The organism is Bombilactobacillus folatiphilus, from assembly GCF_023380265.1.
GTDB classification, from domain to species: domain Bacteria; phylum Bacillota; class Bacilli; order Lactobacillales; family Lactobacillaceae; genus Bombilactobacillus; species Bombilactobacillus folatiphilus.
In genome coordinates, this window is the sequence record NZ_CP093366.1 from 904,238 (window position 1) to 931,135 (window position 26,898).

General features: G+C 37.7%; 28 protein-coding genes. 12 read left to right on the forward strand and 16 right to left on the reverse strand.

The features are described 5' to 3' along the window. The first annotated feature begins 77 nt into the window (after positions 1–77). Genes mvk through fni form a run of 4 tightly spaced genes read left to right on the forward strand, consistent with a single transcriptional unit; the run spans position 78 to position 4,199 of the window. Positions 78–1,004: a mevalonate kinase gene (gene mvk, locus MOO45_RS04560; RefSeq protein WP_249513771.1), complete on the forward strand. Its 927-nt coding sequence runs from the start codon at positions 78–80 to the stop codon at positions 1,002–1,004. An 8-nt stretch (positions 1,005–1,012) separates the two neighbouring features. Next, positions 1,013–1,987, forward strand: coding sequence for a diphosphomevalonate decarboxylase (mvaD, locus tag MOO45_RS04565; RefSeq protein ID WP_249513772.1), 975 nt, complete (start codon positions 1,013–1,015; stop codon positions 1,985–1,987). Between the two features lie 47 nt (positions 1,988–2,034). Next, positions 2,035–3,111: a phosphomevalonate kinase gene (locus MOO45_RS04570; RefSeq protein ID WP_249513773.1), complete on the forward strand. Its 1,077-nt coding sequence runs from the start codon at positions 2,035–2,037 to the stop codon at positions 3,109–3,111. A gap of 20 nt (positions 3,112–3,131) precedes the next feature. After that, on the forward strand, positions 3,132–4,199 hold the full coding sequence (fni, locus tag MOO45_RS04575) for a type 2 isopentenyl-diphosphate Delta-isomerase (RefSeq protein WP_249513774.1): 1,068 nt from the start codon (positions 3,132–3,134) through the stop codon (positions 4,197–4,199). 12 nt (positions 4,200–4,211) lie between these two features. Here fni and MOO45_RS04580 read toward each other — a convergent pair whose 3' ends face one another. The 4 genes from MOO45_RS04580 to MOO45_RS04595 are packed head-to-tail and all read right to left on the reverse strand — an operon-like array spanning position 4,212 to position 7,345. Next, positions 4,212–5,591, reverse strand: a complete 1,380-nt coding sequence (locus MOO45_RS04580; RefSeq protein ID WP_249513775.1) for an RsmF rRNA methyltransferase first C-terminal domain-containing protein — start codon at positions 5,589–5,591, stop codon at positions 4,212–4,214. Next, a complete protein-coding gene (locus tag MOO45_RS04585; protein WP_249513776.1) occupies positions 5,581–6,309 on the reverse strand; it encodes a hypothetical protein in 729 nt (242 codons plus the stop codon). The genes MOO45_RS04580 and MOO45_RS04585 overlap by 11 nt, the downstream gene beginning before the upstream one ends. An 11-nt stretch (positions 6,310–6,320) precedes the next feature. Then, positions 6,321–6,563 carry a hypothetical protein gene (locus MOO45_RS04590; protein WP_249513777.1) on the reverse strand — a complete coding sequence of 81 codons (243 nt, stop codon included), beginning with the start codon at positions 6,561–6,563 and terminating at the stop codon, positions 6,321–6,323. A 5-nt stretch (positions 6,564–6,568) separates the two neighbouring features. Continuing rightward, positions 6,569–7,345 carry a hypothetical protein gene (locus MOO45_RS04595; RefSeq protein WP_249513778.1) on the reverse strand — a complete coding sequence of 259 codons (777 nt, stop codon included), beginning with the start codon at positions 7,343–7,345 and terminating at the stop codon, positions 6,569–6,571. A gap of 184 nt (positions 7,346–7,529) precedes the next feature. Between MOO45_RS04595 and lepB the strand changes: the two genes are divergently transcribed. Beyond that, positions 7,530–8,189 carry a signal peptidase I gene (lepB, locus tag MOO45_RS04600; protein WP_249513779.1) on the forward strand — a complete coding sequence of 220 codons (660 nt, stop codon included), beginning with the start codon at positions 7,530–7,532 and terminating at the stop codon, positions 8,187–8,189. A gap of 25 nt (positions 8,190–8,214) precedes the next feature. Then, a complete protein-coding gene (locus MOO45_RS04605; protein WP_249513780.1) occupies positions 8,215–8,397 on the forward strand; it encodes an LBP_cg2779 family protein in 183 nt (60 codons plus the stop codon). Between the two features lie 43 nt (positions 8,398–8,440). Here the strand turns inward: MOO45_RS04605 and MOO45_RS04610 are convergent, their stop codons facing one another. The 7 genes from MOO45_RS04610 to dnaG form a co-directional block, all read right to left on the reverse strand. Continuing rightward, the gene (locus tag MOO45_RS04610) at positions 8,441–8,632 is read right to left on the reverse strand and encodes a 2-hydroxymuconate tautomerase (RefSeq protein ID WP_249513781.1); all 192 of its coding nucleotides are present in this window, start codon (positions 8,630–8,632) and stop codon (positions 8,441–8,443) included. A gap of 3 nt (positions 8,633–8,635) precedes the next feature. Continuing rightward, positions 8,636–9,874 carry a peptidase T gene (gene pepT / locus MOO45_RS04615; protein ID WP_249513782.1) on the reverse strand — a complete coding sequence of 413 codons (1,239 nt, stop codon included), beginning with the start codon at positions 9,872–9,874 and terminating at the stop codon, positions 8,636–8,638. Positions 9,875–9,887: 13 nt separating this feature from the next. Then, a complete protein-coding gene (locus MOO45_RS04620; RefSeq protein ID WP_249513783.1) occupies positions 9,888–10,685 on the reverse strand; it encodes a Nif3-like dinuclear metal center hexameric protein in 798 nt (265 codons plus the stop codon). After that, positions 10,682–11,371: a tRNA (adenine(22)-N(1))-methyltransferase gene (locus MOO45_RS04625; RefSeq protein ID WP_249513784.1), complete on the reverse strand. Its 690-nt coding sequence runs from the start codon at positions 11,369–11,371 to the stop codon at positions 10,682–10,684. The genes MOO45_RS04620 and MOO45_RS04625 overlap by 4 nt, the downstream gene beginning before the upstream one ends. 64 nt (positions 11,372–11,435) lie before the next feature. Further along, positions 11,436–12,560 (reverse strand): RNA polymerase sigma factor RpoD, encoded by a 1,125-nt coding sequence (gene rpoD, locus MOO45_RS04630; protein WP_249513785.1) that lies wholly within the window; start codon positions 12,558–12,560, stop codon positions 11,436–11,438. A gap of 123 nt (positions 12,561–12,683) precedes the next feature. Further along, positions 12,684–13,811, reverse strand: coding sequence for an RNA polymerase sigma factor RpoD (gene rpoD / locus MOO45_RS04635; protein WP_249513786.1), 1,128 nt, complete (start codon positions 13,809–13,811; stop codon positions 12,684–12,686). Positions 13,812–13,848: 37 nt separating this feature from the next. Next, positions 13,849–15,684, reverse strand: coding sequence for a DNA primase (dnaG, locus tag MOO45_RS04640; RefSeq protein ID WP_249513787.1), 1,836 nt, complete (start codon positions 15,682–15,684; stop codon positions 13,849–13,851). Positions 15,685–15,869: 185 nt separating this feature from the next. On the opposite strand from dnaG, the gene MOO45_RS04645 reads away from it, so the two are divergent. The 3 genes from MOO45_RS04645 (at position 15,870) to MOO45_RS04655 (ending at position 17,738) form a co-directional block, all read left to right on the forward strand. Next, positions 15,870–16,436 (forward strand): cadmium resistance transporter, encoded by a 567-nt coding sequence (locus tag MOO45_RS04645; protein ID WP_249513788.1) that lies wholly within the window; start codon positions 15,870–15,872, stop codon positions 16,434–16,436. A 9-nt stretch (positions 16,437–16,445) separates the two neighbouring features. Then, positions 16,446–16,787: an ArsR/SmtB family transcription factor gene (locus MOO45_RS04650; RefSeq protein ID WP_249513789.1), complete on the forward strand. Its 342-nt coding sequence runs from the start codon at positions 16,446–16,448 to the stop codon at positions 16,785–16,787. 132 nt (positions 16,788–16,919) lie between these two features. Beyond that, complete coding sequence (locus MOO45_RS04655) at positions 16,920–17,738, forward strand: glycosyltransferase (RefSeq protein ID WP_249513790.1); 819 nt, start codon at positions 16,920–16,922, stop codon at positions 17,736–17,738. On the opposite strand, the gene MOO45_RS04660 is transcribed toward MOO45_RS04655, so the two are convergent. Then, positions 17,735–19,498: an ABC transporter ATP-binding protein gene (locus tag MOO45_RS04660; RefSeq protein ID WP_249513791.1), complete on the reverse strand. Its 1,764-nt coding sequence runs from the start codon at positions 19,496–19,498 to the stop codon at positions 17,735–17,737. The genes MOO45_RS04655 and MOO45_RS04660 overlap by 4 nt on opposite strands. 111 nt (positions 19,499–19,609) lie before the next feature. Between MOO45_RS04660 and MOO45_RS04665 the strand changes: the two genes are divergently transcribed. The 3 genes from MOO45_RS04665 to MOO45_RS04675 are packed head-to-tail and all read left to right on the forward strand — an operon-like array spanning position 19,610 to position 22,207. Then, a complete protein-coding gene (locus tag MOO45_RS04665; protein WP_249513792.1) occupies positions 19,610–20,386 on the forward strand; it encodes a 1-acyl-sn-glycerol-3-phosphate acyltransferase in 777 nt (258 codons plus the stop codon). 1 nt (position 20,387) lies between these two features. Beyond that, the gene (locus MOO45_RS04670; protein WP_249513793.1) at positions 20,388–21,344 is read left to right on the forward strand and encodes a glycosyltransferase family 8 protein; all 957 of its coding nucleotides are present in this window, start codon (positions 20,388–20,390) and stop codon (positions 21,342–21,344) included. Then, entirely contained in the window at positions 21,341–22,207 is an 867-nt protein-coding gene (locus tag MOO45_RS04675; protein ID WP_249513794.1) for a 1-acyl-sn-glycerol-3-phosphate acyltransferase, read from the forward strand. The genes MOO45_RS04670 and MOO45_RS04675 overlap by 4 nt, the downstream gene beginning before the upstream one ends. On the opposite strand, the gene MOO45_RS04680 is transcribed toward MOO45_RS04675, so the two are convergent. From MOO45_RS04680 to MOO45_RS04695, 4 genes are all read right to left on the reverse strand, one after another. Further along, complete coding sequence (locus MOO45_RS04680; RefSeq protein ID WP_249513795.1) at positions 22,204–22,827, reverse strand: endonuclease III domain-containing protein; 624 nt, start codon at positions 22,825–22,827, stop codon at positions 22,204–22,206. The two genes, MOO45_RS04675 and MOO45_RS04680, sit on opposite strands and share 4 nt — an antisense overlap. Positions 22,828–22,961: 134 nt before the next feature. Further along, the gene (gene glyS, locus MOO45_RS04685; protein ID WP_249513796.1) at positions 22,962–25,037 is read right to left on the reverse strand and encodes a glycine--tRNA ligase subunit beta; all 2,076 of its coding nucleotides are present in this window, start codon (positions 25,035–25,037) and stop codon (positions 22,962–22,964) included. Next, entirely contained in the window at positions 25,030–25,950 is a 921-nt protein-coding gene (glyQ, locus tag MOO45_RS04690) for a glycine--tRNA ligase subunit alpha (RefSeq protein WP_249513797.1), read from the reverse strand. Before glyQ ends, glyS begins: the two co-directional genes overlap by 8 nt. A 212-nt stretch (positions 25,951–26,162) precedes the next feature. Next, entirely contained in the window at positions 26,163–26,897 is a 735-nt protein-coding gene (locus MOO45_RS04695; RefSeq protein WP_249513798.1) for an NADPH-dependent oxidoreductase, read from the reverse strand. Between the last annotated feature and the right edge of the window lies 1 nt (position 26,898).

The following is a 26,898-nucleotide window of genomic DNA, read 5'->3' on the forward strand; positions in this document are numbered from 1 at the left end:
AAATATTTCGCAAACTATCAAAAGATGCGGACTAAAGTTAAATTGTGTAAAATAAAGCGTATGAGAAAGGTGATTTTATGATAACTAGTGGTCAAGCCCACGGAAAAATAATTTTAATTGGCGAGCACGCCGTCGTTTATGGGCAACCAGCAATTACAATTCCGTTACTGGATATTGTCACCAATGTAACTGTCCAAGAAACGCAGACACAAACCACGATTAATTCTAAATACTATCAAGGTGCTTTATTGAAAGCTCCACAAGAATTACAAGGAATTGTTGCCCTAGTTCAACTTCTGCTGAAAGATTTGCCCATTACAACTAATGTCAGCATCAATATTACTAGTGATCTGCCTATTGAACGCGGTATGGGCTCTTCTGCAGCCACTGGTGCCGCCATTACAAAGGCTCTTTTTAAGTATAGCAACACTACTTTAAACAATGAAAAACTGTTGTACTATACTAATTTTTCAGAAAAAATCATTCATGGCACCCCCAGTGGTGTCGACGCAGTCACGGTGAATTCCCAGCAACCCATTTATTTCATCAAAGATCAACTGACCGAAGCTTTTACAACTAATCTGCAAGGCTATCTTATCATTATTGATTCAGGCATCAAAGGCAATACTGGTCAAGCAGTACATGATTTACGAGTTTTTAAGCAACAACACCCCGCTATCGTCAACCCCAAAATTACACAGTTAGGCCGACTAACCGTGCAAACCAAGTCAGCCTTACAACAACAAAATTTAACTCAATTAGGTCTGATTTTTCACACGGCTCAACAACTACTTCATGATCTAAAAATCAGTCTACCCATCTTAGAACGTTTAATTGATATTGCCAACCAAAACGGTTCTTTGGGCACCAAAATCACTGGTGGAGGGCGTGGTGGCTGTCTGATTGCCCTGACAAGCGATCAAGCGAGTGCTCAAACAATTGCCACAGCCGTTAAAGCCTCCGGCGCTAAACAAACCTGGATTCAACCACTTCAACAAAGTTAGGAACTATTATGAATAATACGCAAACAACAGCCCATACCAATATTGCTCTCATCAAATACTGGGGGAAAAAAGATTCCCAGCTACGACTGCCTTATAATGACAGTTTATCATTAACATTAGATGGCTACTATACGACAACTTCCACCAAATTTATTGATCAAGCTGATGATCAAATTTGGCTGAACCAAAAACCCGCTCCACTCGCCTTCGCCACCCGGGTCCAACATTTTTTGGATTACGTTCGGCAGCTGAATCACTCTAAGCAGGCTATCTTAGTCCAAACTGACAACCATGTTCCCACCGCGGCTGGACTAGCTTCATCTGCATCAGGCTTTGCAGCTCTAGCAGGTTCTTTAAATTACTTATTTCAAATGCATCTTGATCTCAAAACCTTATCCATTTTAGCCCGCCACGGTTCTGGTTCTGCCACACGTTCAATTTTTGGCGGTTTTGTCCGTTGGTATCATGGTCATGATGATCAAAGCTCGTTTGCAGAAGAGATTGATGGCGCGGACCAAATGCCTCTTAGAATTATCAGTGTGGTCTTTTCCGATCAACCTAAAAAAATTTCATCTACCAAAGGCATGCAACAAGCCGTCAGTACTTCACCGTTTTATCGTACTTGGCCCACTACGGTGCAGCAGGATTTAACCGCAATGCTGCAGGCGATTAAACAACGTGATTTAGAACAAATCGGTTTAATTGCTCAAAACAATGCTTTAGCAATGCACGCCTTGAACTGGACTGCAAGACCCGCTTTTTCTTACTTTACAATGGATACTATTCATTTATTAACTTCTTTAAATGAGCTCCGTCAAAAAGGATATCTAGCTTATGCCACAATTGATGCCGGACCCAACGTGAAAGTATTGACATCTACTTCCGACGCAGCATTTGTTCAGCAATATCTCTACCAAAATTATCCGCAAGCTACAACCACATTTTTAAAACCCGGACCGGGAATAAAAAAAACTGTGCTATAATATTTTTTTGGTATTTTATCTCAACAACAGTGAAAGGTTTTGATTAATTGATAACTGTGAAAGCACCAGGCAAATTATATATTGCGGGTGAATATGCCGTAGTAGAGCCTGGCTATCCAGCCATTGTCGTCTCTTTAGATCAATTTGTGACGGTCTCCATTAACCGTGCACATGATCATGGCACCATCAATTCTAAACAATATGAACAAATGCCTGTCATTTGGCAGCGCAAGGGCAATCAACTGATTATTGACAATCGTGATAATCCGTTTGAGTACATTTTATCATCTATTAAGTACACCGAAATCTATGCTTTAGAAAAAAACAGACAGCTCGAACTTTTTGACGTCAACGTCAACAGTCAATTAGATGCGACCGATGGTCGAAAATACGGTTTGGGTTCCTCAGCAGCTGTTACTGTCGCAACGGTGACTGCTTTAGCACGTTTTTATGAATTAGATTTAAAGAAAGAAGAAATTTTTAAATTAGCCGCTATTTCACATTTTATGGTGCAAAATAATGGCTCTTTTGGTGATATTGCTGCCAGTGTTTACGGTGGTTGGATTGCATATCAATCGCCAGATCGTCAGTGGCTCACTCAGCAATTAAACACCACTTCTTTAACAAACGTGATTCAACAAACTTGGCCTAAGTTAAAAATCGAATCTCTAACTTGTCCTCCTGAATTGAGTTTACTGATTGGTTGGAGTGGCAGTCCCGCCTCAACACCAGTTTTAGTCGATAAGATTGCTGCCAAACGTACTCAACAAAAAGCTAGTTATCAAACTTTTTTACAGGCTTCTCGCAATTGCTTACAGAAAATGATCCAAGGTTTTAAGCAAAAGCAAGTTGCCCTCATTTTGCAGCAAATCAACATCAATCGACATTTACTACACCAGCTGGCAAAATTCAGTGGTGTTTCTATTGAAACCCAGCGTTTAACAAAATTGTGTGAAATTGCTCAACATTTTGGTGCTGCTGCTAAAAGTTCCGGTGCTGGTGGTGGCGATTGTGGGATCGCTTTAATTGAAAATAAGTCGCAAAAGCAACAGCAATTGCTACAAGAATGGCAGAAAAACAATATTCAACCGTTAAACTTTAATGTCTATGAATCCACCAATTAATAACAACGAGGTAATTATATATGCCTAAACAACCGTTAGATTGGCAACGTAAAAATGAGCATATTTTTTTATCGGAAAAATTCTACCAAGAATCTAATAGTGAATTTAATCAGTTACAAATTTTGGCTAAGAGTATTCCAGATACATCCACCAGCCAAATTAATATTCAATTTCAATGGCAAGATCAGCTCCCCATCATGTCAGCTCCTATTTATATTAACGCCATGACTGGTGGTGCTCCCCAAGTCACCGAAGTGAATTCGCAATTGTCCAAGGTGGCTAAAGCTCTAAACATTCCTTTAGCAGTAGGCTCGATGAGCAATTACTTACGCTATCCTCAAGAAATGATTATTAAGAATTCTTATCAAATTGTTCGCCAAAATAATCCCCATGGCCTCCTTTTCGCCAATGTTTCTGCACAAACTCCCTGGGCAAAAGCCCAACAAGCTGTCGATTTGATTCAGGCTGATTTTTTACAAGTCCATCTAAATGCAGCTCAAGAAATTGTCATGTCCGAAGGTGAAGTAGATTTTAACTGGAGTCAAAATCTTCAAACCATCATTCAAAATGTTAATGTCCCTGTCATTATCAAAGAAGTCGGTTGCGGCATGACTAGTCAAACAGTCCAACATTTACAAGATCTCGGTGCGACTATCATCGACATTAGTGGTCGCGGCGGTACTAATTTTGTTCAAATCGAAAATGAGCGCAATCATTCTTTAGATTACAGCTTTCTCAATGATTGGGGATTAACCACTCTAGAATCACTAATTGATATTGAACCCCAAAATTTACCAATCACTATTTTGGCTTCCGGCGGTATCCGAACTCCATTAGACGCAATTAAATGCTTAATCTTGGGTGCTAAGGCCGTCGGAATCGCTGCTCCAGTTCTACATTCCCTTAAACATCAAGGCTTACAACAGACTATTATCAACGGTCAAAAATGGCTTCAGCAATTTACAGACTTAATGACCCTATTAGGTTGTCATAATTTACAGCAATTATCCCAAATTAATTATCGTTTCAAAGGTGATTTATGGTCTTTCTATCAACAAAAATATTGTACGAAAAAAGCGGGAAAATAAATTCCTGCTTTTTTATTGTCGCAAACCTTTTGGATAAAAATTTTTCAATTGTTGCTGTACTAATTTGCCCCAAGCAAAAATTTTCTGTTCAAAACTAACCGCAACCCATCCCTGATAATCTTGTGATTTATTTAAAATCAATGCTTCCCCATGCACAAAATGGTGAAACTGCTCTGCATCTAAATCAATCACTTTTTGAAACTGCTCCGATGCTAAAGCCATGACCAATGCGTGATCTGGTTCAAAACGCCGTTTTTTAAAAATTCCTAGTTTCAAACCATTACGCAACACATGTAAAGAAGTCAGATCCTTTGATACTAAGGCAACATCGTATAAAACATCGTTATATATTTGTAATTGGCTGGGCACAAATTTACGCAAAGTCTGTTGCTGAAATTGCTCCCAAAGTTGGAACTCAGCATGTTGTTGGCGTACACTATTTCGCCTTTTCACTTTAGATGGAACTTGATTTTTGTCCCGATCATTTTTGACCACAGCAGTTTGCCTTTTTTGTAACGCACAAATAAAATGTCCTTCACCTGCATAATGATGTGGAAACAACCGAACTGCTTTACTTAAATCTTGGTTATTATTGCCCCAAGCTGGTTGTCCATGATCCATCCCCGCGTAATGCTTTAAATCAATAATTTCTAATTCGTAATTTTGCGTCAGCCAATCCATATTTTGCTCATTTTCTTCAGGGGAAAAAGTACATGTTGAATAAATCAAACGTCCGCCTGGCCGTAACATGGACACAGCCATTGTCAAAATAGTCCGTTGCCGATTGGCACATTCTACTACGTATTGCGGTGACCAATAAGCCTTAGCTTCAGGATCCTTGCGAAACAAGCCTTCTCCTGAACAGGGTGCGTCAACCACAATACAATCAAAAAATTCAGGAAAGACTTTATTCAGTTGTTCAGGCGTATTATTCGTGACAACAACATTCGTACTACCCCAGCGCTCAATATTAGATGACAAGACCCGCGCTCGTTTTGCATCAATCTCATTAGCAACTAAAATACCAGAACCTGCCATTAAAGCCGCAAGCTGCGTACTTTTCCCACCAGGAGCAGCACATAAATCAAGCACTCGTTCATGCGCATGGGGATCAGCAAACTGCGCAACATTCATTGCACTCGGATCCTGCGAATAAAGCCATCCTGCCGAATGATCAATGTCGGCCCCACTAATTTGTCCATAATAACCATTTAACACACTCAAAATGGGTTGATTCAGCGGTTCATTAACTAAATTAGACTGTACTTTCTCTGGATTTAATCTAAAACCATGCGTAGATGATTCAAAAAAACTCTTAAAAAAAGCCGGTGCTTGCGTACCTAGTAATTGTTGATATTTTTCTTGAAACTCTTTTGGTAAATCAGTATTCATCTGTGGCCTCATTTTTATGTCGTAATAGTGTACTCAAAGCAGATAATAAAATAACGACGATATACAATAGTAAAAAGTAAATAAATAAATATTTCCAACTAATTATTTGAATTTTAACAGAAATCAAAACTAAGGCTATTCCAAAAACTACCGCTTCCGTTACGATAAATTGTAGCCATTTGCCAAATTGAAAATCAAACAAAAAATCACCTTGAACATTCAAATTATGCAACAAACGTAAAGTTGGAATTTGTACAAACGAACTCAAAATCACCACTAAAATGGCAATTGCACCTAAAATTAAAAACGTTCCGCCCCAGCGAGTCCACCAACCTTGCGTCACATTATTAATCTGATTGGCGGAACGATAAGGAGTCCGAGCCCGAATTAATTTTTGCATTGTTTTTAACTGCTGACTATGACGCAAAATGGGACCATCAACCACCACTTGATAATGACGCAATTGCGTTTTATTAGATTGTTGGGGTGAGGTAGAAATAAAAATGTGTCGATTCAACTTTTTAGTCGATTTTAAACCTGTCACACCCAAAACCGAATAATAATTATCATTTAACTGATAATATGCTTGATACTGCGGTTTATAAACAGTTTTAGCAACATCACGACCCAAAACAGCAAACGAAATGGGCGATTGAAAATCACTTGCAGAAAAAAAGCGGCCATTAGTCATGGGTAATTTTGTTTGAGCATGAGACATATAAACATAACTCAAGTCAGGATTTTTTTCTGGATAAAATAAATTTGATATTTTTTCAAATTTGCTTTTTCAAACTTGCGTAACACGCCCGGAATAGATTGGTGTGACTTGGTCGGGTAAATCAATGCATTTTCTTGAATATTACCCCGATCCATCAAATTATGATAATTGCGCATATCATTATGCGAAACAGCGAATCCTGCAAAAATTAATAATACTGCAATCAAAAAATTCAAAATAATTGTTCGTTTCATTAGATTCACCTAACTAAAAATAAATGGTCTTTGACTAAGTCAAATCCACGATAATATTGATTAATCTTCATCAAACGTGCGTCATAATCCAAATGCGCCCGTTGCCAGAACTGCATGCTATTAGTAGCACCTTTATATTCGCCGATCACCCAAAATTGAGGCGGCTTGACCCACGAACGCAATTCTTGCAATAATTGCCAATCAATCAATTCGCGATCAGGACTCCACGACAATAACACCACATCTACTTGATGACCAAATTCGTTCAGTGCTGTTAAAGCATCCATTGAGATAACCGACGTCCAAGTATCATGACCTGTTTGACTTTGCTGTGACCAAGAAAAATCATCGGTTGCAATGACTGCTTGTTTTTGTTGTCGCAAAGCCCAACTTAAACTCGCATTTCCCGCCATCAACTCTAAATATCGCAGATGCGGAAACTGTTGTTGCCAACAAGTCATCATTTGTTGATTAATCATCGCCCAAACACCATATTCTTGTTGAATAAATTGCCGAAAATCATCCAAGAAACGTGCCAAATCAGTCAAAAAAGTTTGCTTTTGAACCCAAGTATCCTGCGGTAAAAATTGCTTATTAGTCATTAATCGTACAAAATCAACTTCTGTTAACTTTAACTCAGGCAAGCTCCTCGCAGGTAAACGATGTTTTTGATAAGCCGACACCGTTTCCTGCATTTGATCAAATATATGACAAAATTTTGGATCAAATTCCAACACCTGACGTGCCTTTGCTAATTGCTGTAAATAATTTGTTTGTGTCATAATAGTTTTCTATATTTTCCTAGTATTCTTAAAAAGTGTATCATAAACATGTAGTTGCCGTGAATACCAAAGTTTGACACAAATTAGCTCCCACAATTCAAAATTTGAAAATTTTTGAAGATATTTTTTACAGAAAAGTGTATCATAATTTAAGGATATCTAGTATTTATGAGCGAGGTTAATCATGAGTAAAGAAAAAAGTACTACTGAACCTAGTAGTTTGAAAGAATGGGGCATTTGGTTATTACAAACTCTTGTCCTAGCAGCAATATTATTTGGTATTATTACCTTATTAAATCATTTTGTTTTGGATAATGCTCGAGTTTCAGGAACATCCATGCAGCCAACCTTTGAAGATGGCGATCGTTTAATTGCCTTTCGTCACAGTAAACTGCATCAAGGTGACGTCGTTGTTGTTGACGCACCTGATGAACCAGGGCAATTCTATATCAAAAGAATTATTGCCACTCCTGGTCAAAGTGTGGTCGCTAAAAATAATCAGATCTATATTAATGGTAAAAAATTAAAGCAAAATTATCTCAAGCCTGGATTAAAATTAGTGGATGATGGTAGTGATGGTGTTTATGGTACCCGTTATGCCGATACTGGTGACTTTACTTTGCGTTCTTTAGCCAAAACTTCTAATTATATGCAGATTTATTCTAAAGACCAATTAAATCAATTGAAAAAAACGAATCGGGTTCCTAAAAACTCTTATTTTGTTATGGGTGATCACCGTAGTGTCTCAAAAGACAGTCGCTATATCGGTTTCATCAAACGAAATAAAGTTGTTGGGGTTGTCAAATGGCGCTATTGGCCACTCAATCATATGAAAACTTTTTAAATGCTTTTTGATAAGGAGGAATAGTATGGAACCTAGTTTAGCCACACTAATTATTGCGTACCAGAAAAAGATGAATCAAATAGATACACAATTTGCTTTTGCTAGTCATTTACCCGTCGAAAAAATTCATCAAATCAAAAATGGTTCAACCAATTACAGTTCTGAGGACAAACAACGAGTACTGCAATATATTAATGACCATTCTTAGTAAAAATAATTCCAAATAAAAAAGCCATTTGAAAATGGCTTTTTTATTGCTCTTCATCAGCTTTTAAAACACCACCAACCGCATAATGGTCATGTTGCATTTCATTAAGAACAATATGCACATGCTCTTTAGGTGCGCCAAGATTTTGACTAATAGCTGTCGTCACATCTTGACACATTTTTTTTAATTGCTCTGGTGAACGTCCCTCAAGCAAATCAATATGAACTAATGGCATAAATTAAACTCCCTTACTATTTAATCGAATAATTTCTAGGATTACATCTACCGCGCTTTGCATTACTTGTTGCGAAACATACTCAAAACGACCATGCATGTTCTCCGGTCCCGCAAATAAATTAGGCGTTGGCAAACCCATAAAAGAAATAATGGAACCATCAGTTCCACCACGAACTGGTTCCTCATCCGGTACAATATCCAAATTCTTCATGGCTTGTTCTGCTAATTGTACAACATCCAAATGATTTTTCATCACTTCAATCATATTATAGTATTGATCAAAAATCTCTGCTTGAACAACTTTGTCCCCATATTTGTTATTTAATTGATCAACAACCTGCTGCAATAGTTGTTTCCGTTGTTCCAAGCCTTCCCGCTCAAAATCGCGAATAATATAGGACAACCGTGCTTGATCAATCGTCCCAGTAAAGTCGGTTAACAAAAAGAACCCTTGCCGACCTGCTGTTTTTTCGGGCACTTCTTGAGCCGGCAATAAATTTTGCAACTCTATTGCCACCAAATTAGCATTCAACATCACATCTTTTGCCATACTTGGATGAACATTTTTACCCGTAATCTGTATACGGGCCGCTGCGGCATTAAACGTTTCATATTCTAACTGCCCTTTTGAGCCGCCATCCACCGTATAGGCAAAATCTGCCGCAAAATCCAAGACATCGAAATTTTTAGCACCCTTACCGGTTTCTTCATCAGGACTAAAACCTAGGCGAATCTCACCGTGGGAAATCTCTGGATGTTGAATCAAATATTCCATCGCCGTGACAATTTCACTAACGCCAGCTTTGTCATCAGCTCCCAATAAAGTAGAACCATCGGTAGTGATCAAATCATGGCCTTGATAATTCTTCAAGTTTGGAAAAACAGCAGGATCCAAGACATATTTACCATGAGCATCCAGATTAATTGCGCTTTTGCCATCGTACTGATGCACAATTTGGGGATTTACACCTTCAGCATTAAAATCTGCGGTATCCACATGAGCCAAGAAGCCAATTGTTGGCACTTCATAATCCAAATTACTCGGCAAAGTGGCGGTTAAATAAGCATTATTGTCATGATATTTCACTTGACTTAAACCCAAACTTTCCAATTCTTGTCGTAAATTTTGTAAAAAAGCCACCTGATTTTTTGTCGTGGGAATTGTGTCAGACAATTCATTTGAACGTGTATTTTGTTGAACATATTTCAAAAAGCGCGGGATCAAACGTGTATATTCCATATTTCAACCTCTCTTAAAGAAAAGTAAAAGGATCAGTATTACATTGAGATGCCATCACCGTTAGTTGAAAAAAGGGGCACTCTTCGTTCCATTGATCTAATAGTTTTTTCATTTCATACTTAAAAATAGATTCCACATGATGTCCCGGATCAATAACTGGCAGATGATTGGCTAGTAGATCATGCCCTGTATGATAGTATACATCACCCGTAATTAAAAGATCTAATGGTACTTTTAATGCTTCTGGGTAAAATTTACTACCATCTCCACCAATAATACCCACTGTGCGCACTGAATCAGCCAAATCGTGAGCAATAACTCGAACTCCTGATAATTGCCAAACTTGCTTTAACTTTTGAGCTAACGCCTGTATTGTTAAACTTTTGGGCAAGGAACCAAAGCGGCCTAAAGCAATTTGTTGTTCATCAAAATTAAACGGTTGAATATTTTGTAAATCTAACGACTGTGCCAACCAATCATTCATTCCGACAGGAGCTCGGTCCAAATTAGTATGCGCAGCATAAACCGTAATCTGATGTGTCAATAAATCCGCGTACATCTGATTTTGTGGAACTGAGATATCCAAATTCTTAGCTGGATGAAACATTAAAGGATGATGCGCTAAAATAAAATCAGCTTTTAATTCAATTGCTTCTTGAACAACTTCAGGACGGACATCTAAAGTTGTCAACACCCGATGTACAGGTTGCAATAAACCACCTACTTGTAAGCCAGTAGGATCATCGTGCATTTTCAATGACAACGGTGAAAATTTTTCAATGCGTTGCACCAATTCCTGACCAGTGATCATTGTAGAATCTCCTCAATTTGTTGTATTTGTTGGCGAACTCCATGCATTTTGTGACAATCAGGCTTCTTAGCCTGTTGCAAATTATTATACATCATTTGGTATTGCTTTAATTTATGCTGCCATTTTTTTTGAAATATAGCACTTTTTTGCTGCAATAAGATGGGCCCAAATAAAATTTGCATGGGGGTCAGCTTTGCCACATTGGACTGCTTTTGCGCCTTAATAACTTCATAAATATGGTGGCCATCTTGGACAATTTCTTCCTCAAGAATCGCAAAATGATGCTGATTCAACCATCGTCGAACCTGCGGTTCGTCATTATTTGGTTCCAAAACTAAACACTCAATGGAACGTAATTGTTTTTGACCACGCTCCAAAATTTGACTAATCAGTTGACCACCCATCCCCGCAATGACAGCTGCCTGAACTCGATCTGTTGGCGCTAAAGCCCCCAAACCATCACCTAAACGCGTCGCAATAACATCTTGCAACTGGGCAGCCTGAATATCTTTTTGTGACACAGTTAATGGACCAACTGCGACTTCCGTGGCAATCGCAGTCGATATCTGTTGATTCTGTACTAAATGAATCGGGATATACGCATGATCAGAACCAATATCGGCCGCACAACTAACTTTCGGTATTAGATCCGCAATGACCTGCAACCTCCGAGATAATTTCACCATTTATAACACCACGCTCTCCATTTTCATTAAAAAAGACCGCCTAAAGCGGCCCTAAATAGAATTATTAATCTAAAAAATCTTTGAGTTGATTGGATCGTGATGGATGACGTAACTTCCGCAAAGCCTTAGCCTCAATCTGCCGAATCCGCTCCCGCGTAACTCCGAAAACTTTACCAACTTCTTCTAATGTTCTGGTCCGTCCATCATCCAAACCAAATCTCAAGCGCAAAACATTTTCTTCGCGATCCGTTAGCGTATCTAAAACATCCTCTAATTGTTCTTTCAACAATTCATATGAAGCATGATCTTCTGGACTAGTGGCTCCGTTATCTTCAATAAAATCACCCAAATGAGAATCATCCTCTTCACCAATTGGTGTTTCCAAAGAAACTGGCTCTTGGGCTATTTTCAAAATTTCCCGCACTTTTGGTGTCAGTATATCCATCTCTGCACCTATTTCTTCGGGCGTAGGTTCTCGTCCCAGATCCTGCAATAACTGGCGCTGAATCCGAATCAATTTATTGATCGTTTCAACCATATGCACCGGAATCCGAATCGTCCGTGCCTGATCAGCAATTGCACGCGTAATTGCTTGGCGAATCCACCAAGTCGCATACGTGGAAAATTTAAATCCCTTACGGTAATCAAATTTTTCAACAGCTTTCATCAAACCCATATTGCCTTCTTGAATCAAATCCAAAAAGTGCATGCCACGACCAACATAACGTTTAGCAATAGAAACAACTAAACGCAAGTTAGCCTCTGCCAACTGCTGTTTAGCAATGGTACTGCCCTCTTCAATTTGTTGGGCCAAAGCGACTTCTTCCTGCGCATTGAGCAGCGGAACACGACCAATTTCTTTCAAATACATCCGCACCGAATCATTAATTTTAACTCCCGTTGGTGCTGACATGTTTTTCAACTCATGGCTCTTAACTTCTTTTTGGCTTTTTAAAGCAAGTTGACTCGGATCACCATGTTCATCAACAATACTAATACCCTTATCTACCAGATGATTAATAACTTCTTTGAGTGAATCACCTTTCAAGTCAAACGGTTTTAATAACTGTTCCGTCAAATCTTGTTCGGCAATTTTTTGATCTTTTTTGTGAGCTTTGATTAATTCATTCGTGGCCCGCTCCAATTCTTTACTGGACTTGACAACACTTTTCTTTTTCGTATCAGCCATGAAAATCCTCCTTATTTCATTCACTAATGCCTAACACATCGGAGATTTTTGAATTATCATCTTGCAAACACATGCTTAAACAGTATACCAACCTTGCATAAAAAAAGAAAAGTATATCTCCAATTAATCTAAAAAATCTTTGAGTTGATTGGATCGTGATGGATGACGTAACTTCCGCAAAGCCTTAGCCTCAATCTGCCGAATCCGCTCCCGCGTAACTCCGAAAACTTTACCAACTTCTTCTAATGTTCTGGTCTGTCCATCATCCAAACCAAATCTCAAGCGCAAAACATTTTCTTCGCGATCCGTTAGCGTATCTAAAACATCCTCTAATTGTTCTTTCAACAATTCATATGAAGCATGATCTTCTGGACTAGTGGCTCCGTTATCTTCAATAAAATCACCCAAATGAGAATCATCCTCTTCACCAATTGGTGTTTCCAAAGAAACTGGCTCTTGGGCTATTTTCAAAATTTCCCGCACTTTTGGTGTCAGTATATCCATCTCTGCACCTATTTCTTCGGGCGTAGGTTCTCGTCCCAGATCCTGCAATAACTGGCGCTGAATCCGAATCAATTTATTGATCGTTTCAACCATATGCACCGGAATCCGAATCGTCCGTGCCTGATCAGCAATTGCACGCGTAATTGCTTGGCGAATCCACCAAGTCGCATACGTGGAAAATTTAAATCCCTTACGGTAATCAAATTTTTCAACAGCTTTCATCAAACCCATATTGCCTTCTTGAATCAAATCCAAAAAGTGCATGCCACGACCAACATAACGTTTAGCAATAGAAACAACTAAACGCAAGTTAGCCTCTGCCAACTGCTGCTTGGCCTCTTCATCGCCGTCCTCAATTCGTTGAGCCAAAGCGACTTCTTCCTGCGCATTGAGCAGCGGAACACGACCAATTTCTTTCAAATACATCCGCACGGGATCGTTAATTTTGACTCCCGTTGGCGCCGACATATCCTTCAATTCATGCTTACTGACTTCTTTTTGATTCTTTAAAGCAAGTTGACTAGGTTCACCCTTGGCATCAACCACGCTGACGCCCTTTTCTGACAAATGATCAATTAATTCCACAATTGATTCACCCTTTAAGGCAAAAGGCTTCAGGAGCTGTTCGGTCAAATCTTGTTCCGAAATTTTACCAATTTTTTTATAAGATTTCACCAACTCATTGGTAGCCCGCTCTAATTCTTTACTGGACTTGATAACACTCTTTTTTTTCTTATCTTCTGCCATCCATTAGCACCCCTCAACTTCTATTTCTCCATGACAGTTACTGCAATTGCTCTAATTCTTGACGCAACTGAACCAATTGGACGGTCAAATCTAGCTCTTGTTGAACATCACCAATTTGGGCTGCTTGTTTAACTTGTGCTTGATATTGCTGCAATTGCTGCTGTTTATAATCATACATAATATTATTTATATAATCATTAATTTCTTCATCAGAATAATCTCTTGGACGAGACATCATCTCAATCGTGCTGGCTAAACTCCGAAGACGATCCGGAATTTCATCCATAAAATCTGCAATCAATGGTTGTGCATTCATTAAACAGTAACGCACCCAATAATCAAACAGATCTTGATACTGTTCATGTACAAAACTAAAGTTCGGCCACTGATCCAACACAGAAATAACATCGGGATTTTGAAAAACAATATTTAATAGATTGCGCTCTGACTGCTCTGTTTTATTTATTTGTAAAGTCGACGTTTGTGCTTCCAATTGCGACTGTTCTTGACTTTGACTGACACCATAATCTGCTGCAGGTTGTAAAATCACTTGCTCGCGCTCTTTGTCAGCCACTTCTTGCTGAATTGAACGAACTGACACGTTCAAGCGTTGAGCTAGTTGTTTTATATATAGTTCTCGCTCAACTGGTGATTTATCCACTACCACGTATTCTAAAGCTGTGTTTAAAAAATCAACTTTGGCACCATCATTGGTCAAATCGTATTGTTGACTCAAATATTCAATCATAAACGCCGTCGGTGTCAAAGACTTTTTTTGAACCAACGTTTGAAAAGCCTGGGCACCTTGACTTTTAATAAATTCATCAGGATCTTGCTTGCTGGGAATAATCACAATTCCTACTTCAAAATCTGTTTCTCGTAATAATTTCATAGCGCGAAGAGCCGCTTTAATCCCAGGATCGTCACCATCATAACAAATTACAATACGCTTAGTTAAACGATTTAACGTGTAAAGTTGCTGATCAGTTAAACTAGTCCCCATGGAAGCCACACCGTTTTCAATTCCCGCTTGATAAGCACTGATGACATCCATAAAACCTTCAAATAAAATAACTTCACCTAATTGGCGAATTGACCGCTTAGCCTCGTCTAAATTAAATAAAGTTTGGCTCTTATTAAAGATTTTGGTTTCTGGACTATTCAAATATTTAGCAACTGGTTGATCGCTTTGCGCTGGCATTTGCAAAATACGACCCGAAAAGGCAATCGGGCTACCACTTTGATCATTAATCGGAAACATAACACGATCACGAAAACGATCAAATAACTTACCTTGACCAGACTGAGCAAATAAACCCGAGTCCACCAATTCCTGCAAATTTTTCTCACGACTCTGAAACAAATCAACCAAGGTATTATTAGCCGCAGGAGCGTAACCAATTTGAAAATGATCAATCGTTTCATCACTTAATTGCCGCTGATGCAAATAATTCAATGCTTGCTCGCCAGCCGCTGTTTTGCAAAGGATATAATGATAAAAATCACGAACGGTTTGATAATCTTGTTTTAAAGCCGTCAATGGTGAATTATCTACCGCGTGAGAGTCATGACTATATTGAGCGGGTAACGAAACACCACTTAATTCCGCCACTTTCAGCACAGCTTCTGGAAAAGTCATGCTTTCCATTTCCATTAAAAACTTAAAAGCATTACCACCACGACCACAACTAAAGCAATGAAAAATTTGCTTCTCTTCTGAAACGGAAAATGAAGGCGTCCGCTCCTCGTGAAAAGGACACAAACCAAATAAATTTTGTCCCGACTTTTTTAATTGGACATAGGGTTCAATAATATCAACAATGTTGGTCTTTTGGCGAACATTTTCAATCACATCACTCGGAATTTTCGCCATTATTATTTTCCCCCAATTCGTGAAAATAAGTAGCCACACTAAAAATGTGACTACTAAACCCGATATTAAATTATAGTATAGTAGTTTTAACTTTAAATTGCAAAATAGCCGTCTACAATTCATTGATTATATATCAAATTAGATATATAATCTGATTGTTTTTTAAATGAAAGTGATGTTACTCAATGAATCTATCAGTTATTATTTTCAGTTTTATAGGTGTTAATACTGATTTTTTCTTAGTCTTGTTAATGCTATTGCACAAATATCAATGGAAATCTGTGCTCATCGGTTATTGGAGCGGCTTAATCATTATTTTAGGTTTAAGTTTTATTTTAGGACATTTTTTACAGATTTTATTACCAGAATGGATTCTGGGATTGCTCGGCTGTATTCCACTTTATCTAGCCTTCCATGACAATGATTCAATGCCACCCAATAATCAGCTTCTGCGTTCTCCAATCATCATGACCTTAATTACTTTTTTAACAGTTTGTGGTGGCTGTAATTTGTCCCTTTTCCTGCCATTATTGACCACAGTTAGTTTTTTACAATTTTTAATCGTGTTAGGATTAGTTGTGTTAATTGCTGGCATTATAGTCGGAATCGTGAAAATAATTGGTGACCATCATATCGTGCAAAGATTGATGACCAAATATGGCGAAATAGTGACTAAAATTGTTTATTTAGGCGTTGGAATCTACGTTTTTTGGGATAGTGGTCTAATTAATAAAATAATTTCAATAATTTAAGGATAGATTATGCAAAAAAAATTTTCTAATACAGATTTTTTAACTGAAATTGCTACAATTTATAAAATTTTAGGCAATGTGACCCGCTTAAAAATCCTTTATTTCTTAATGACACAAGCCAACCCTGTGAATGTTTCCACCATCGTGCAAAATATACATTCTGAACAACCGATTGTTTCCAAACAACTTGGCATTTTATATCACTATCAACTAGTCGACCGCCAGCGTCAAGGAGTGCAGATTTTGTATCAAGTCAGCGACCCCCACATTGTTGAATTACTAGCAGACATGTTTAACCATGTTCAACATGAAATTAAGGGTCAAGCCCATCCCTTTAACGCTAAAAACTAATTTAGATATAACTTTAATTGATTGTCTTTGAAGACAAAATATATTATTATTATATCTTTGAGTAAGTAATTGATCACTTTAATTATATGGGGCGCTCTAAAAGTTTTAAGTTAGTCAACCCCCAAGGAGGTCTTGAGCATCAATATTTTATACTGTGGCGATGATCAAATGTTTCACGGCATTTTGTTATCTCTGTTATCCATCACTAAACATACCAAAACCGCCTGTAACTTTTATCTTGTTACAGCATCTTTAACAAATAAAAAGCGAAAATTTCAAGCTTTTAGCGATGAACATGTGGATTTTTTAACGAATGTATTGCATCAAAAAAATCCGCAACATACTCTCACCAAAATTGATTTGACAGCAATCTTTAACAAATATCCTCCTATTGCTAACTTAAACACAATGTTTACACCATACAGTATGTTACGGTTGTACATTGATTTGGTTCCGCAAATTCCCAGTCGTCTTTTATACTTAGATGCTGACGTTATTTGTCATCATGATTTCACGGATTTTTATAATCAATCATTAACAGATACTGAATTAGTCGGAGTCCTAGATTATTATGGGCGCTGGTTTTTTCATTACCATTGGCAAAAATTCGATTACCTGAACTCGGGAATGCTACTGCTGAACATGAACTACATCCGCCAAACAGGGCTTTTTGCAAAATGCCGCACTTATTGTCGACGCCACAAATTAATTATGCCTGATCAATCAGCAATTAATAAATTTGCTCACACCAAACGTCTGACGCAATCCAAGTTTAATGAACAACATGGTGTGACAACCGAAACTGTCTTTCAACATTTTTCCACCAATTGGAAATTGTGGCCAGTGATCCATACTGTCACTGTCAAACCATGGGAGGTTGACAAAGTCTTTCAATTAGACTTAACTGCCGATGATCAAGATGTTTTTCTGGAATATTTAACTTTAATTTAGTTGGCTGCTGACTTCAAAAATTGATCCTGAAAATAGGCCTGATAAGGTGCATAATTTTGCAAAAGCTCAGTATGCGTTCCAAAACTCTGCACTTGACCGTTTTTAACAAAATAAATTCGATCCGCATTAATAATCGTATTCAAACGATGGGCGATGATTAAGGTAGTCCGTCCGACCATTAATTGCTGAAGTGATTTCTGGATTAATGTTTCGGACTCTAAATCTAGACTAGCTGTTGCCTCATCTAGTAAAAGAATTTTGGGATCTCGTAAAAAAACACGTGCAATTGCTAAACGTTGCCTTTGCCCACCCGATAAATTCATCCCATGTTCACCGACCGAAGAAGCTAATTGTTGAGGCAGTTGTTTCACAAAATCTTTGGCATTAGCCCAAGTCAAGGCTTGCCACAACTGTTGATCAGAATAATGCTTTGTTAAACCGTAAGTTAAATTGTCCCGAATTGTTCCGGTCACTGCCGCAGAATTTTGATCAACCAAACCTAATTGCTGGCGCCAAGATGCTAAATTAACGTCTTTTAAATTCGTAGTGCCAATTTGTAGTTGTCCATGATGTGGTTGATAAAAACCTTCTAACAAATTAAAAATAGTTGTTTTGCCGCTACCAGACGGACCAACAAAGGCCACCGTCGTTTGTGGCTGAATTTGTAAATTTAATCCGTTGAGTGCCTGACGACCATCAGGATAAGCAAATTTCACATCTTGAAAAATCAATTCTTGCGCCTGATAATCAATTAATTGTCCTTTAGTCTGATCTTCCTCTAATTCATCAAGTAAGGCTCGGATTTTGATAGTTGAACCATCTACTTTAGCCAAATCTGTTAAAAATTGCCCTAAAGTTGTAAAAGGAACCATTAATTGAACCAAATACATCATAAAAGCCAAGAGTGTCCCCATATCTAGTGTGCCCATTTTAATCCGCACTTCGCCGTATAATAGAATACTCACAATCGTTACCAGCATAACAATTCCCGTCACGGGACCAACGATCGCATCATAGACTGCTTCCAAGCGACCAACATGATATAATTTTTGTAATTGCTTGTGAACACTCTGATACTCCAATTTTTCCGCATTATCTGATTTTACCAAAGTGATTTCGCCAATCATTTCGCTAATTTTACCGTTAAATTGTGCCAACAAATTCTGACGCTGACTGGCAATTTTGGTGGAACGATGAAAAACTGGTAGCAAAATGACCACTAACAAAGGAACTGCAATAAATAAAACAATTGTCAAGCGCCAGTCCATGGCCAACATAAATAACAATGCACCCACCAATTGCAACAAAGAAGTCAACATCTTTGGTAAAGAATTCGCCAATAAATCTTTCACCTGGTTAGCATCATTAGTGATACGTGAGGCAATTTCGCCAGATTGTTTTTGATCAAAATAGCCCAAAGGAACATTGAGCAATTTATTCCAAAGTTTCAGCCGTAACTTGAATACGACTTCTTCCCCAAAAAAGCCTAAAAAACTACCCGAAACAGCCCCAATCAGGGTACTCAATAAAAAAAGCCCGCCACCTAAAATGACCAAGCGGACATCTACATGTGCTAGTGATTTTTGAACCATGTCAACCAATTGCTTGACAATGACCGGAACCACTAATTGAATCAAAATCGAAATCGTCCCCAAGGCGATTCCGACAATCAATTGCCAATAATTTGGTTTAATTGTATGTATTAATGTCATTAAATTATGGTAACTGCTCCGTAATTTTTGACTACTAAAACTTTGCATGATGGTTACTCCTGTTAATTAGTGATTAAAAACATTCCTTGTCATCTTAAATGAATCCACACTCGAAAGTAAAGCAACTCTTTAAAATTTATTACAAAGGATCATAATTCTATGACGCGTTCGAAGACTATCTATTACCAATCTTACAGCGACGATGTGATTGTTTCCAAAAACCAATCTGCTAAACTGAAACGTAACCATCGTTGGCTACATCATAATTTAGTTTATCGTTTCCTTTCACAAACATTTTCTTATTTAGTAGTTATCTTGGGTTTTATTTATTGTTATGGTTGGTTACATTTAAAGTTTAAAAACTTAGCCAAACTGCGGCATAATAATCAAAAAGGTGGGATTGTTTATTGTAATCATACCCAACCACTAGGTGATGCTTTACTGCCCTTTCTTGTAGCCTTTCCCAAACGACCATATATCATTTGCGACCAAGCTAACTTAGGAATTCCCATCATTGGCAAACTCCTTACATTTGCAGGCGCTTTGGTGATTCCTGATGGTAAAACACAATTTAGTAAATTCAATCAGGCAGTCAAATATCACTTGCAGCACAATGAGTTAATTTTTATTTACCCTGAGGCACATGTTTGGCCTTATTTCACTAAAATTAGGCCCTTTGTAGAAGCCAGCTTCCACTATTCAGCCACACTTAAAGTTCCGAGTTTTAGTTTAACAACAACTTATCAAAAAAAACGTTGTTATCGAAGACCTCAAATGATATCTTATCTAGATGGTCCCTTTTACGTCACAAGAGAACTTAAAGTCAAACAAAATCAAAGAAAACTCTACCATGATATACGCCAAGCCATGATTGGACGTAGTCGTGCTAGTAATTTTAATTATATCAATTATCAGCAAAGAAGGCATAATAAATAAAATGACTAATTTTAATCACGAAGTTCCCATCTTTTTTTCAGTTGATGACCATTATTCACCGTATTTAGCAGTTGCCATCAATTCCCTTATTCAAAATAGTGATCCCAAACGTCACTATCATATTATCGTACTGTGCGACGATTTGTCTCATGATAATCAACTAAAATTACAAACTTTGACTAAAGACAATATTAAATTAGAATTTGTTTCGATTAACGAGCAAATTAAACAACAGATTACCGATAAAAATAATAAATTACGTGCAGATTATTTTACTTATACCATTTATTTCCGCCTATTTATCGCGGAATTATTTCCACAATTCAAAAAGGCCATTTATCTGGATGCTGATACCGTAGTTAATCAAGATATTGCTACTTTATTTGATTTACCGCTGGGTGATAATTGGATTGGCGCTGCTGTGGACCGCTTTATTACCGAAAATCCTGAAACATTTAATTATGCTGAACAAGCTATTGGCGTGGCGGGTAATAAATATGTTAATTCGGGGGTTTTGCTTATGGATCTCCAAGCTTTACGTGAATATCGTTTTGCTGATCACTTCTTTAAACTACTCAATCAGTATCATTTTCGCAGTCTCGCTCCCGATCAAGATTATTTAAATGCGATTGCTAAAAATAAAATTCTTTATCTAGATCCTACCTGGAATGTGATGACGACTTTTCCCGAAGAAACACCAGCAGCTTTAATTCATTGGAATTTATTTAATAAACCTTGGAACTACCAAGATGCTCCACGCCAAAAATATTTTTGGAAATATGCTAAAGATACGCCATATTATGACCAGTTATTGCACCAACTGCAAAATGTCAATACCAAAATTATTCAACAGGATGAACAAAACGCTGCTGAACTAATGAATTTAGCCGTCACGATTGCTAAAACAGAGAATACTTTTCGTAATCGTGCAGAGCAAGGAGTCCAAATCGCCTTATGATGATTGACCATTTTATTGATATTGGTGAGCGCCAACCAGTGATTCAAAACATTATCACCAAAGTAAACCAACATAATTTCAATGCTAAAGTTGAAGTGAATGATCCTGTCATGGATCTGAATGAAGAACAACAGGTCATTCGAAAATTTCAAAGATTAATGTTAACAACCAAATATCAGCGCCATAATTATCTGGCTCGCAAAATCATGAATGTTGCTGCTGCAAGTTTAAAACCCAGCTTACAGGTTACAACTAACCAAAATTTGAAAACTTTACCACGACCTTCTATTATCACTTGTAATCACTTCAATCCTATCGACAGCTTATTAGTCCGCCAAGGATTGAATCTTAAGCGGCTAGGAATCGTGATTGAACCAACTAACTTAAAGATGCCAGGTATTTTGGGTTATTTAATGAACTATACTGATACAATTCCAATCAGCCAAAGTTTTACCTATATGAAAAAGGATTTTCAAAATTTGGTAACTCACAATTTTATCCGCCATTTGCCTTTATTAATTTTTCCTGAAGGTGAAATGTGGTTTAATTATCGTAAACCACGTCCCTTACAAAGAGGCGCTTATTATTACGCAGCAAAGAATCATGTTCCTATTATTTCGTGCTTTGTTGCTATTTTCGACAAACCAACAACTAAAGATCCCCATGCAGTTAAATATCAATTAATGGTTTTAAAAACAATTAATATTGATTCCAGCCTATCAGTTAACGAAGCTTCTGAAAAATACAGGCAAATTGATTATCAACAAAAAATTGCTGCTTATGAAGCTGCTTATCACAAACAATTTAATCCAGCATTTGAAACTGATGATATCGCGGGTAACTACTCACAAGATAATGGCTAAATTTCTTTATCAAAATACTTTAAGTTTAAATAATCAGCCCCGTGCTCATCAATTAAGGCGTGAAATTCTTGTAATTCCTTGACTGTTAATCCTGCCAAATGCTGTTCCATGAATTTTTTTATTGTTAGATAACTGTCTTTCAAAATATCTCTTTGTTCTAATACAGAAATAAGTTTTTTGGCATAATTATCCGCAATAAAAACGGGCTGCTCAAAAATATACAAAAGTAACACATCAGCAGTTTCGTTCCCAATCCCTGTAATGGTTAATAACATTTTCCGCAATTGAGCGGGTGAATATATTGACAGCAACCGTTGGAAATCAAATTGATACTCTTGAAAAAATTCCAATGTTGCTTGAATGGTCCGGGCTTTTGCATTATAAAAACCACTTGGACGAATCAAATTTTTTAGTTCCATCAAACTTAGACCTAACATTTTTTGTGGGTCAAATTGCGTCTTTTGACGTAAATTACATAACGACTTTTCTGCGTTTCGCCAATTCGTATTTTGAACTAAAATCGCACCACTCAATGTTTCCCAATCCGTTTGAGATGGCCACCAACCTTGTGGACCAAACATTTGCAGCATTTCTTTAAAAATTTGTTTATAGTCAACCATTTCACGACACTTCCTTAGATTTAGACTTCTTTAATTATTATAAAGCTAAATCGTCGTTACACGAACTTAGGTTCGCTATATGAAGCAAAAAAAGAACCTCTACTTGTGTAAAGGCTCTTCATTATACCTATTATTTATTTAATTACTAATTGGTTCAAATCTGCTAAATTATTGATCAAATCCGCTAATAGTTGCAACTGACTCAATCGATTTTGTTTAACTCGTTCATTTTTATCCATAATCATATTTTCATCAAAATAAGCTGTAATAACCGGCTGCAAAGCTACTAAAGCTTGATAATTCTGCTCAATGGTTTGTCGTGCAAAGTTGGTCTGCAACTCATTGACAGCATCAAATAATTTTTGTTCAGATGGATGCTGAAAATATGTCGTATCTACAACTGGATTTGCCACAGACTGCTTCTTCACAATGCGTAACACACGCGTCAAAGCTTCCATCTGTTCTTTATAATGAGCATCAGCTTGGTGTTGCGCCAAAATTTGCGCTGTTTGCATCATCTTCACCGGATTAATTGTTGATACCGAAGTAGCTGTTAAAATTATATCATGTGGCAATTGTTTTTGCGATAAGAATTGACGTACACGTTCCACCAAGAATTCATCAACTTGCCCTAGATGTGCCTGATAATCAAAATGATTATCTGCCAATAATTGATGATATTGCTCCATAATCAAATACTGTAATTTATAAAAATCTAGTGACCAATTTTCTTGATCTAAAATTCGCACAATTCCTGTTGCTTGCCGACGTAAACCATAGGGATCATTAGAACCTGTCGGAATCAAATCAACCGCAAAGAAACTCATTAAACTTTCAATTTTATCAGCTATGGATAAAACTTGGCCCACTTTTGATTGTGGCAAAGAGCCATCAGCCGAAATTGGTTGATAATGTTCACGTATTGCCTGAGCGACAGCTGGTCTTTCGCCAAAGATCAACGCATATTTTTCACCCATCACACCCTGTAACTCAGCAAATTCGCCAACCATTTCTGTCACTAAATCAAACTTATAAATATCAGCTGCCCGTAACAAATCTTGACGCTCTTGATCAGATAATTCAAATTTTTGTGCTAATAAATCAGCAATAATCCGGGTTCGCTGCATTTTTTCAGACATGGAACCAATTTTATCATGAAACGCTACTTGTTTGAGACGTGCTACACATTCATCTAACGAATGTTTTTGATCCTCTTCAAAAAAGAACGCTGCATCTTCTAAGCGTGCTACCAAAACTTTTTCATTCCCAGCAATCACATTGGCTAAATGTTCCTGATTGCCATTACGCACGCCAATAAAATAAGGTGCTAATTTTCCGTCAGCCGTTCGCACATCAAAGTAACGCTGATTATCTTTCATGGAAGTAATCAATACTTCTTCAGGGATTTTTAAATATTTTTCATCAAATTGCCCTGCAAAAGCAGTCGGATACTCAACCAAATTCGTAACTTCTTCTAACAAATCGTCATCAATGTCTATTAACCAGTTGTGCTCTGTAGCCAGCGCTTGAATTTGTTCTTGAATTAATTGCTTACGCTTGTTAGCATCCACAATAACAAAATCATTGGCCAAGGCTTGCTGATAATCAGCTGCTTGACTCAATGTAATAATCTTTGTTCCCAAGAAACGATGTCCACGCGTTTGATTGCCAGATTTCACATTTAATAATTGCATATCGACAACTTGATGGTCCAACAAGGCTACCAGCCAATGGAAAGGCCGAATATATTCAAAATCAAATTTATTCCAGCGCATTCTTGTCGGGAAAGTCATTTCAGACAATGGTTGAGTTAAACCAGCCAAAATTTCGGCTGCCAAACGTCCTGGAGTATGCTTTTTAACATAAACATACTCCACACCCTTTAATTCTTGAAAATAAATGTTGTCAGTACTTAATTTTTGACCTCGTACAAAGCCTTGCGCCGCTTTACTCCAATTGCCTTCACTATCCTGTGCAATTTTTTTCGCCGGACCTTTGACCGCGACATCTTCATCAGGCTGTTTATCAGCAACATCATGAATTAAGACAACCAATCTACGTGGTGTTGAAAATTGTTCAATTTGACCATGTGCCAAATTATTTTCTGTTAAATAGTCACTAATGCGTTGGACTAACTGCTGTTCTGCGGGAGTGACCACATGAGCAGGCATTTCTTCTAATCCTAATTCTAATAAAAAATCCTTAGTCATTTGCTTGCTCCTTTAAGATTTTTTGACGTGTTGCTTCATCTAATAATGGAAACCCAAGTTTTTGGCGTTCTGTCACAAAAGCTTGAGCTACTTGATGTGCCATCGAACGAATTCGATGCATAAAGCCTGCCCGTTCCGTCACAGACACAGCCCCTCTTGCATCCAATAAATTAAAAGTATGGCTACATTTCAAAATATAATCATACGCCGGATGCACTAAACCCAAGTCAATTAGACGCTTGGCTTCATGTTCATATTCATCAAAAAATTGTAATAACATCTCTTGATTACTCTCTTCAAACGCATATTTCGAATGTTCATACTCTGGTTCTTTAAAAATATCTCCGTAGCGAACGCCGTTACCCCATTCCAGATCAAACACCGAGTCTACATTTTGAATATATGACGCTAAACGTTCTACACCATACGTAATTTCACTAGTTACTGGCTTGGCTGTCAGACCTCCAACTTGTTGGAAATACGTAAATTGAGAAACTTCCATGCCGTCTAGCCAAACTTCCCAACCAACACCGGCACAGCCCATCGATGGATTTTCCCAGTTATCTTCGACAAAACGAATATCATGTTCCAAAGGTTCAATCCCTAAAGCTTTTAAACTATCTAAATAATATTCCTGAATATCTAGTGGCGCTGGTTTCATAACCACTTGAAATTGATGATGTTGATACAAACGATTCGGATTATCGCCATAACGACCATCAGCGGGACGCCTAGATGGTTCAACGTATGCTGCATTCCAAGGTTCCGGACCAATCGCCCGCAAAAAAGTATACGGACTCATCGTCCCTGCACCTTTTTCCGTGTCATAAGACTCCATCAACATGCAACCCTTGGCACTCCAAAATTGTTGCAATGTTAAAATCATTGCTTGCACATTTAATTTTTTTGTCAATTACTTAACCTCATTCCATAAAAAAAGCCCTATGCAATCTAAATAAATTGCATAGGGACGACTTAAATCGCGGTTCCACCCTACTTCAGGCTGTTAACCTGCTCTTAATTATCAATCTTGTAATTCACCATTAACTTGCACGCTCACACTATCCGCACTCGCTGAATCATCACTTTCATTTTAGCATTTTAGACACCACTGTCAACTCAACCTTATAGTACAAAGCCTTGTTTTTTAATAAATTGACTAACTTCTGGACGTCTAATTTCTTTGAAAAAAGCTAAATTCTTCTGTGACCAATTTGTCTGTTGATTATTCTGAGTCCGATTTTGATAGTAATCCCCAGTTATTTGATCATAAGCTGACAAATCAGTAAATTGTTGTCGTGGATAAACATCAATTGCAACTTGATTAGCTTGAGGTAGTCGCGGTTTAACTTCATTTTGACTCAAAGGCTCCCCAATGGTTAATCCAAATAATGGTACTGTCAATTCTGGCAATGTTAATAATTGCTTAACTTGGAATAAATCATTACGAAGACCGCCAATATAACAAATCCCGAGCCCCATTTGTTCGGCGGCTATCACCATATTTTGAGCACTAATCGTCGTATCTACCACACTAACTAACAACGACTCTAAATTTCTCAAACTGGCAATATCTTGATGATGCTGTTCTAACAAAATCTTTTGCCGATATAAATCAGCAATAAAAACATAAAAAACACCACTATGCAACACATATGGCTCACAATGAGCAAGTTGTCCCAGCTTAGAGCGCACCGCTTTATCATTAATTTCTAAAACAGTCCACGCCTGCACAAAATTCGATGAGGCACCACTCTGCGCTGCCGTCAACAATTCCTGTTTAATTTCCGTAGACAATGGTTGATCTTTGAACTGGCGTACCGAAGCATGATTAGCCATTCTAGCAACCAACTCATTCATA

Excerpts from the sequence above, each read along its gene's own strand:
- lepB (WP_249513779.1), top strand. The coding sequence starts at position 7,530 with ATGAGTAAAGAAAAAAGTACTACTGAACCTAGTAGTTTGAAAGAATGG.
- MOO45_RS04585 (WP_249513776.1), bottom strand. The coding sequence starts at position 6,309 with ATGTCTCATGCTCAAACAAAATTACCCATGACTAATGGCCGCTTTTTT.
- MOO45_RS04675 (WP_249513794.1), top strand. The coding sequence starts at position 21,341 with ATGATGATTGACCATTTTATTGATATTGGTGAGCGCCAACCAGTGATT.
- mvaD (WP_249513772.1), top strand. The coding sequence starts at position 1,013 with ATGAATAATACGCAAACAACAGCCCATACCAATATTGCTCTCATCAAA.
- MOO45_RS04580 (WP_249513775.1), bottom strand. The coding sequence starts at position 5,591 with ATGAATACTGATTTACCAAAAGAGTTTCAAGAAAAATATCAACAATTA.
- MOO45_RS04665 (WP_249513792.1), top strand. The coding sequence starts at position 19,610 with ATGACGCGTTCGAAGACTATCTATTACCAATCTTACAGCGACGATGTG.
- MOO45_RS04595 (WP_249513778.1), bottom strand. The coding sequence starts at position 7,345 with ATGACACAAACAAATTATTTACAGCAATTAGCAAAGGCACGTCAGGTG.
- pepT (WP_249513782.1), bottom strand. The coding sequence starts at position 9,874 with ATGGAATATACACGTTTGATCCCGCGCTTTTTGAAATATGTTCAACAA.
- mvk (WP_249513771.1), top strand. The coding sequence starts at position 78 with ATGATAACTAGTGGTCAAGCCCACGGAAAAATAATTTTAATTGGCGAG.
- MOO45_RS04645 (WP_249513788.1), top strand. The coding sequence starts at position 15,870 with ATGAATCTATCAGTTATTATTTTCAGTTTTATAGGTGTTAATACTGAT.
- MOO45_RS04680 (WP_249513795.1), bottom strand. The coding sequence starts at position 22,827 with ATGGTTGACTATAAACAAATTTTTAAAGAAATGCTGCAAATGTTTGGT.
- MOO45_RS04625 (WP_249513784.1), bottom strand. The coding sequence starts at position 11,371 with ATGGTGAAATTATCTCGGAGGTTGCAGGTCATTGCGGATCTAATACCG.
- rpoD (WP_249513785.1), bottom strand. The coding sequence starts at position 12,560 with ATGGCTGATACGAAAAAGAAAAGTGTTGTCAAGTCCAGTAAAGAATTG.
- MOO45_RS04670 (WP_249513793.1), top strand. The coding sequence starts at position 20,388 with ATGACTAATTTTAATCACGAAGTTCCCATCTTTTTTTCAGTTGATGAC.
- MOO45_RS04605 (WP_249513780.1), top strand. The coding sequence starts at position 8,215 with ATGGAACCTAGTTTAGCCACACTAATTATTGCGTACCAGAAAAAGATG.
- MOO45_RS04660 (WP_249513791.1), bottom strand. The coding sequence starts at position 19,498 with ATGCAAAGTTTTAGTAGTCAAAAATTACGGAGCAGTTACCATAATTTA.
- rpoD (WP_249513786.1), bottom strand. The coding sequence starts at position 13,811 with ATGGCAGAAGATAAGAAAAAAAAGAGTGTTATCAAGTCCAGTAAAGAA.
- dnaG (WP_249513787.1), bottom strand. The coding sequence starts at position 15,684 with ATGGCGAAAATTCCGAGTGATGTGATTGAAAATGTTCGCCAAAAGACC.
- MOO45_RS04610 (WP_249513781.1), bottom strand. The coding sequence starts at position 8,632 with ATGCCATTAGTTCATATTGATTTGCTTGAGGGACGTTCACCAGAGCAA.
- MOO45_RS04650 (WP_249513789.1), top strand. The coding sequence starts at position 16,446 with ATGCAAAAAAAATTTTCTAATACAGATTTTTTAACTGAAATTGCTACA.
- MOO45_RS04620 (WP_249513783.1), bottom strand. The coding sequence starts at position 10,685 with ATGATCACTGGTCAGGAATTGGTGCAACGCATTGAAAAATTTTCACCG.
- MOO45_RS04695 (WP_249513798.1), bottom strand. The coding sequence starts at position 26,897 with ATGAATGAGTTGGTTGCTAGAATGGCTAATCATGCTTCGGTACGCCAG.
- glyS (WP_249513796.1), bottom strand. The coding sequence starts at position 25,037 with ATGACTAAGGATTTTTTATTAGAATTAGGATTAGAAGAAATGCCTGCT.
- MOO45_RS04590 (WP_249513777.1), bottom strand. The coding sequence starts at position 6,563 with ATGAAACGAACAATTATTTTGAATTTTTTGATTGCAGTATTATTAATT.
- fni (WP_249513774.1), top strand. The coding sequence starts at position 3,132 with ATGCCTAAACAACCGTTAGATTGGCAACGTAAAAATGAGCATATTTTT.